Source organism: Collinsella aerofaciens (assembly GCF_015555045.1).
Lineage (GTDB): Bacteria > Actinomycetota > Coriobacteriia > Coriobacteriales > Coriobacteriaceae > Collinsella > Collinsella aerofaciens_W.
Window position 1 is genome coordinate 1 of record NZ_JADNJQ010000055.1, and the last position, 2,540, is coordinate 2,540.

Sequence of the window (2,540 nt, forward strand, 5' to 3'; positions counted from 1 at the left end):
GGGGGCGCCGGGCGCCCGGATGCGTCATGCCGAAATGGCGCGAAGCACGCGGTTGACAAAACTATAGAGACACGTCCAACTTGCCGCTGGTGTTCGACGACGACCGCTGCCTATTCAACACCGGCCTTTACACGCGCCGCTACGAGACCATCTACGGCCTGTTTGAGCCCAACACTAAGCCCGACGCGCGCCAGCGCTGGTTTTTGAAGGGCTTCTTTAAGGAGAGCGACCCCATGCTGGTCTCGTTTGAGTACCTACCGTGCCGCGTGCGCTTTGCCGAGGACCCCTCCGAGCTGGTCTTTGACTACCGCCTTCCCATCCGCTCCAACATCGACCACATTCTGGGCGACGAGGAAAACCTTACGCGTATTCCCGCCAGTCTGATGGGGGAGGGTAACTCGTTGCTGCTGCGTCGCGCCTTTGAGGGAGCCGTTGCCGAGGCCGCCCGACGCGCCGCCGCCAATTACACGCTCGCCGTGCCGCAGTTCTACGGTGGTCGGATCCAGCTGCTGCTGCCGCTGTGCCTAACCGGCGACAAGCCCGAGCTGGCGCTGACCATCCAGCGCGAGGACGGCTTCTATGCCGCGCGCACCTGCCTCACGCTCGACATGGCCTACAACAACGCGCGACTTATCTGCCGCCCCGAGACCTCGTGGATAAAGCGATAAAGGGCGGTTGAGCTGGGGGTTCGCTGGTTACGGCGCTTGCCATGGCGCGGCCGACGCCCACGAATTTACAATCGAGGCCAAAAAGTTCTTGGTAAACCACGCGCGGCTATGATAGTATCTCTTTTGCCGAAAGGCGACGGGCGATTGGCTCAGGGGTAGAGCATATCCTTCACACGGATGGGGTCACAAGTTCGAATCTTGTATCGCCCACCATCAAAAGCGCAGGTCAGAGGTGTTAAGCCTCTGGCCTTTTTCTTTTTGACACCAAGCTTGACACCAAATCTGACACCAAAATCGAATCGAAATTTTTAAACGCGTTTCTAGCTGATCTCTCCTGAACTGACGTCATCGCGCGTTTTGCATAAAGCTCATGCGCTCTTTCATTGAATTTGCCATGGGATTCACGTACAAATGTGGAGATAGGGACCACGGCCCCAGAACGCCTGCCAGCAGATTTGTGCCACACGGCGATCTTTAGGCGAAATGCGTCAAGCTATTTGTCGGCATTTGGTCAGCTTCCGGTACTTACCGGCATGATGCCGCCATTGATAATCGGTCTACCTGCAAACATAACGGCACGCAGCCAAAGCTAGGGGAGGCCCATATGGACGAGATCGTCTGCGCAAACACCGCATTCCGCTACTGGCGCTGCCCGCCCCAAGTGCGCAACCTCTACCCGCGACTGCCAAGCCCAGAAGACGGCTGGCGAGCCCTAGCCCAAGCCCCTTTCGTAACCGATATCCTCAAGACCCCGATTATTACCACAACAGTGCCCGGTGGCGTTAACTACCATTCGGGATTACGGACAACAATCCACTGTGATGATGCTTCGGGGGTGGATAGCACGCTGGAAACCGCGATGAGCTTTAGGGTTACCAATCCACTTGCGACGCTATTAACCATGACGCGCTTTGTATCTCCAACCGATCTTGTCCTTGCCATGTACGAATTTTGCGGATGGTTCTCAGTCTTTGAGCCCACCGCAGCAGCAGAGGCGGAACTAGACACAGCCAATGACGCCGCCGAGAATGCAACCACCGAATCCATCTTTGACCTCGATGAAAGCCAAGACGAACCACAATGGAAACGCGTTTATGCACGCATAAAAGTCAAAGAACAGGTAAATACGAAGGGGCCCAACGGACAAAAGAAAACGAAGGAGGTCACAAGGCTAAAGGGCACTTCGCTCTGGATGAGGAAGCCGCTCATCGAATTACACGAGCTTCATGAGTACGCCAGTAAGATGAAAAGACGAAAGTGGGGTACGAAGTTTTACAACGCCGCGCAGTTGGTGACAGGTATAGCAGCTTCTCCGCTTGAAGTTGCAGGAATTTTATTGCTATCGCTTCCTCGCTCGCGCGGCGGTGCCGGCTTTCGAAACGTTTATGTTAACGACCTTACGCCGCTTACCGCATCGGCGCAGAGCATTGCAGGGCAAAAAATCTGCTACGGGGATATCGTGATCGTAAATCCAACCATAATGAAAGCAGGCATCGTGGAGATTCAGGGAGAGGTTATCCACGGATCAGGCGCCGTGCTCGACCACGATGCCAAACGCATGACGGCGCTGCAAAGTATGGGGTATGACGTCTTTCTGGTTACGCACGACATGCTTAACGATGCCGAGCAGCTTGATGCGATCGTGCGAAGTCTTTGCTCGCGCTTGGAATTGCGCTATAGGTGCAAAACTAAGGCGCAAAAGACGACGGAAATGGAGTTGCGAGCCAACGTACTATGCAACTGGCTGGAAATCGGTCGTTAGACGGGTGCCTTGCTCACTTCCGGGCGCCCTCGTTCGGCTGCCTGCGATGCCGCCGCCACGAAACCGGCCCATCTACTACGTTTAAGCCCGACCCCTCGACCATGCCCCGT

Annotated in this window: 2 protein-coding genes and 1 tRNA gene; all 3 read left to right on the forward strand. The window is 55.8% G+C overall.

Translation table 11 applies throughout. The annotated features are described in order from the left end of the window. Positions 1-89 precede the first annotated feature (89 nt). The 3 genes from I2E45_RS10455 to I2E45_RS10265 all read left to right on the forward strand — a co-directional run bounded on the left by I2E45_RS10455 (position 90) and on the right by I2E45_RS10265 (position 2,430). The gene (locus tag I2E45_RS10455; protein WP_271742382.1) at positions 90-668 is read left to right on the forward strand and encodes a DUF3825 domain-containing protein; all 579 of its coding nucleotides are present in this window, start codon (positions 90-92) and stop codon (positions 666-668) included. A gap of 138 nt (positions 669-806) precedes the next feature. Next, a tRNA-Val gene (locus I2E45_RS10260) sits at positions 807-881 on the forward strand. 391 nt (positions 882-1,272) lie between these two features. Continuing rightward, the gene (locus I2E45_RS10265) at positions 1,273-2,430 is read left to right on the forward strand and encodes a hypothetical protein (protein ID WP_195445982.1); all 1,158 of its coding nucleotides are present in this window, start codon (positions 1,273-1,275) and stop codon (positions 2,428-2,430) included. Positions 2,431-2,540 lie beyond the last annotated feature (110 nt).

What these genes read in the sequence shown, in the direction of transcription:
- I2E45_RS10265 (WP_195445982.1), top strand. Translation starts at nt 1,273, where the DNA reads ATGGACGAGATCGTCTGCGCAAACACCGCATTCCGCTACTGGCGCTGC.